This is a genomic window from Pseudomonas sp. (genome assembly GCF_050739995.1).
Classification (GTDB): Bacteria; Pseudomonadota; Gammaproteobacteria; order Pseudomonadales; family Pseudomonadaceae; genus Aquipseudomonas.
Map to the genome: position 1 here is coordinate 1 of NZ_JBOICG010000538.1, position 4,373 is coordinate 4,373.

The 4,373-nt window shown below is 63.1% G+C and carries 2 protein-coding genes; both read left to right on the forward strand.

From position 1 onward, the window contains the following. On the forward strand, positions 1-659 hold a 659-nt coding region (locus tag ACRESD_RS17545; RefSeq protein WP_431752072.1), incomplete at its 5' end, for a phosphopantetheine-binding protein. A gap of 3 nt (positions 660-662) precedes the next feature. Further along, a partial coding sequence (locus ACRESD_RS17550; RefSeq protein WP_431752073.1) for an amino acid adenylation domain-containing protein occupies positions 663-4,373 on the forward strand: 3,711 nt, incomplete at its 3' end.

Genomic DNA, 4,373 nt, shown 5'->3' on the forward strand with positions numbered 1-4,373 from the left:
CGGACGGTGTGGTGGATTACCTGGGTCGTGTCGACCATCAGGTGAAGATCCGTGGCTTCCGCATCGAACTGGGCGAAATCGAAGCGCGCCTGCGCGAGCAGGACAGCGTCGGCGAAACCGTGGTGGTCGCCCAGGAAGGCCCGACCGGCAAACAGTTGGTGGCGTACGTCGTACCGGCAGACGCCAACCTGGCCAATCAAGCCGAGTTCCGTGATGCCTTGCGCCGCGCCCTGAAAGCCCGCCTGCCGGACTACATGGTGCCCGCGCATTTCATGTTCCTGGCACAGATGCCGCTGACCCCGAACGGCAAACTCGACCGCAAGGGCTTGCCCGAGCCGGATTCGAGCTTGTTGCAACAGCAGTACGTGGCCCCTGAAACCGAACTGGAGCAGCAGATCGCCGCGATCTGGGCCGAAGTACTGCGTCTGCCGCAAGTGGGCCTGGATGACAATTTCTTCGAAGTCGGCGGCCACTCCTTGCTGGCGATCCAGATCACCTCAAGGGTCCAGGCCGAACTGGGCCTGGAGGTGCCGCTGATGGAGCTGTTCCAGACCGAATCGCTGCGTACCTACGTGCAGGCCGCAGCCACCTTCCGCGCCGGCAGCGTGGAAGATTTTGATGACCTTCGTGACTTTTTGAGCGAACTAGAGGCGATTTGAACCATGCTTTCCAACCCTAATATCGACCTGGTGTCGCGCTTTCTCCGCTTGCCTCTGGAGCAGCGCCAGCAGTTCTACCAGCGCCTGCAAAGCCGTGGCATGAGTTTCGCTCAACTGCCGATTGCCCCCACACGCCACGATGCCGACGTATTGCCGCTGTCCTACGCCCAGGAACGCCAATGGTTTCTCTGGCAACTGGACCCAGAGAGTGCCACCTACCACATCCCCGGAGCCCTGCGTTTGCAGGGGCGCCTGGACCTGCCAGCGTTGCAACGCAGTTTCGACAGCCTGTTGGCCCATCACGAAAGCCTGTGTACCCAATTGGTCGAGGACGGGGAGCGCGTGCTGCAGGCGGTATTGCCGCAAGCACGGGTCGAGATCCAGCAGGTGCGCATTGAAGAAGCGCAACTGATGGCGGCCGTGGAGGCGGAAGTTGCGCGGCCGTTCGATCTGCATCAGGCCCCGCTGTTGCGCGTGACCCTGCTGCAATTGGCCGAAGACGATCACGTGCTGGTGATGGTGCAGCACCACATCGTCTCCGATGGTTGGTCAATGCAGGTGATGGTCGAAGAGCTGGTGCAACTCTACGCCGCCTACAGCCAGGGCCATGAACTGCAACTCCCAGCACTGCCGATCCAGTACGCCGATTACGCCCTGTGGCAACGCGGCTGGATGGAAGCGGGGGAGCGGGCACGCCAGCTGGATTACTGGCAGGCCCTGTTGGGCGGCGAGCAACCGGTGCTGGAGTTGCCGTTGGACCGCCCGCGCCCGGCCCAACAAAGCCATCGCGGTGCGAGCCTGCAAGTGCATCTGGAAGATGACCTGGTCGCGGGCCTCAAGCGTCTGGCGCAGCACGAGGGTGTGACGCCATTCATGCTGTTGCTGGCCTCGTTCCAGACCTTGCTCTATCGCTACAGCGGGCAGTCGGATATCCGCATCGGCGTGCCGATTGCCAACCGTAACCGTGTCGAGACCGAGCGGTTGATCGGTTTTTTCGTCAACACCCAAGTGCTCAAGGCCGATCTTGATGGGCAGATGACCTTTGCCGAGCTGTTGCAACAGACCAAGCGCCGCGCCCTGGAAGCCCAGGCCCACCAGGACCTGCCGTTCGAACAACTGGTCGTAGCGTTGCAGCCGGAACGCAGCCTGAGCCATAACCCGTTGTTCCAAGTGATGTTCAACCATCAGACCGATGCCCAAGGCAGCCGCGATGCTCAACAACTGCCGGGCCTGCGCGTGACGGAGCTTGACTGGGACAGCCACACCACTCACTTCGACCTGAGCCTGGACACCCATGAATCCGCCGAGGGCCTGTGGGCGGCGTTGACTTACGCCACCGATTTGTTCGACGCCGCAACCATGGAGCGTCTGGCCGGGCATTGGCAGAACCTGCTGGCGGGTATCGTCAGCGCGCCTCAATGCCGTCTCGCCGAACTGGCAATGTTGAGCGCGCCACAAACCCATGCGCTGTTGCAGGCGTGGAATGCCCCGGCGACGGTTGGCGAGCTCCAGGCGGTGCATCGTCTGTTCGAAGCCCAGGTCTTGAGGCAGCCTGAGCATCCGGCGTTGGTGTTGGACGATCAGGTCATCAGCTACGGCGAGTTGAACCGGCAGGCCAACCGCCTTGCGCATTACCTGATCGCCCAGGGCGTAGGTCCCGATGTGCTGGTGGGGATTGCGGTCGAGCGTTCGTTTGCCATGGTGGTCAGCTTGCTGGCGGTACTCAAGGCGGGCGGTGCCTATGTGCCGCTTGACCCGGAGTACCCTCGCGAGCGCCTGGTGCACATGCTCGACGACAGTGCTGTGCAATGGGTGTTGACCCAGTCCCATCTGCGGACGCGCTTGCCGTTGTCGGCGCAGCTGTCGACCTTGGACATCGATCTGGCTGACGCGCAACTGGTGTCCTTCAGCGACGAGAACCCATCTCTGGCGTTTGAACCGCAAAGCCTGGCCTATGTGATCTACACCTCTGGTTCCACGGGCAAACCCAAGGGTGTCGCCATCAACCATGCGGCCTTGAGCGAGTTCGCGGGTATCGCGGCGGATTATTCGTGTCTGGTTCCGGGTGACCGGGTGTTGCAGTTCGCAACCCTTAACTTCGACGGTTTCGTCGAGCAGTTGTACCCGGCGCTGACCCTGGGCGCCAGCGTGGTTTTACGTGGGCCGCAACTGTGGGACGGTGCTGAGTTGTACCGGCAGATCATCGCCCAGGGCATTACCCTGGCCGACTTGCCCACCGCCTACTGGAAGCTGTTCCTGCAGGATTGCCTGGCAGCAGGGCCACGCCCTTATGGGGCGTTGCGCCAGATCCATATCGGTGGCGAAGCCATGCCGCTGGATGGCCCGCAGCTGTGGCAGCGGGCGGGGTTGGGCCATGTGCGCCTGCTCAACACCTACGGGCCGACCGAAGCCACGGTGGTGTCCAGCGTGCTCGATTGCACCGACGTCAATGCCATGGTCGGTGTGACGGCCAGCCCGATTGGCCGAGCATTGCCCGGGCGCGGCTTGTATGTGCTGGACGGCGACCTGAACCTGCTCCCGAGTGGCGCCGTGGGCGAACTGTATATCGCCAGCGCCAGTGGCCTGGCCCGCGCCTATTTGCAGCGCCCGGGCCTGACCGCCGAACGTTTTGTCGCCGACCCGTTCAGTGCAACGGGCGAGCGCTTGTATCGCAGCGGCGACCTGGCGCGCTATCGCGCTGACGGTGTGGTCGAGTATGTCGGGCGCGTCGACCACCAAGTGAAAATCCGCGGTTTCCGCATTGAACTCGGTGAAATCGAAGCGCTGTTGCTGGCCCAGGACAGCGTGCGCGAGGCCCTGTTGTTGGCGGCCGACAGCCAACTGCTGGCCTATCTGGTGTCGGCACAGCCGCTGTCCGAAACCGAACGCGCAGCGGCCGGTGAGCAATTGATGGCGATCCTGCGTGAGCACCTGCCGGACTATATGGTGCCCGCGCACCTGATCTTCCTCGACCACATGCCCCTGAACCCCAACGGCAAGCTGGATCGCCAGGCGTTGCCCAAGCCGGATGCAAGCCAGGTGCAACAGGACTGGCAGTCACCGGTTACGCCATTGCAACAGCAAGTCGCGGACATCTGGACGGACATTCTCGGTGTCGAGCGGGTCGGTTTGAACCAGCATTTCTTTGAACTGGGCGGGCATTCGCTGCTGGCGATGCAGGTGGTGTCGCGGATTCGCCAGGCACTGGGCCTGGAAGTGCCGCTCAAGGCAGTCTTCGAACACCCGCGGCTGGAAGCCTTTGTGGCCGCGATGCAGACGCAGGATTCCACCGCGCCCAAGGCCCCGGCCTTGTTGCCGGCAGGGCGCGAGCAGCCGTTGCCGCTTTCGTACGCTCAAGAGCGCCAGTGGTTTCTCTGGCAGTTGGAACCCCACAGCGCCGCCTACCACATCCCCAGCGCACTGCGCTTGAACGGGCAGTTGGACCACGTCGCACTGCAACGCAGCTTCGACACGCTGCTGGCCCGTCACGAAAGCCTGCGCACTCATATCCGTCAGGAGCACGCCGGCGCGGTGCAGGTGATCGAGCCGGCTGCGGTGCTGCACATCACCCACGCCGATGTCGACGAAACCCAGCTCAAGGCGCGGGTAGAAGCGGAGATCGCGCAGCCCTTCGATTTGCAACAAGGCCCGTTATTGCGCGTCACCCTGTTGCGCCTGGCGGCGGACGAACATGTGCTGGTGCTGGTACAGCAC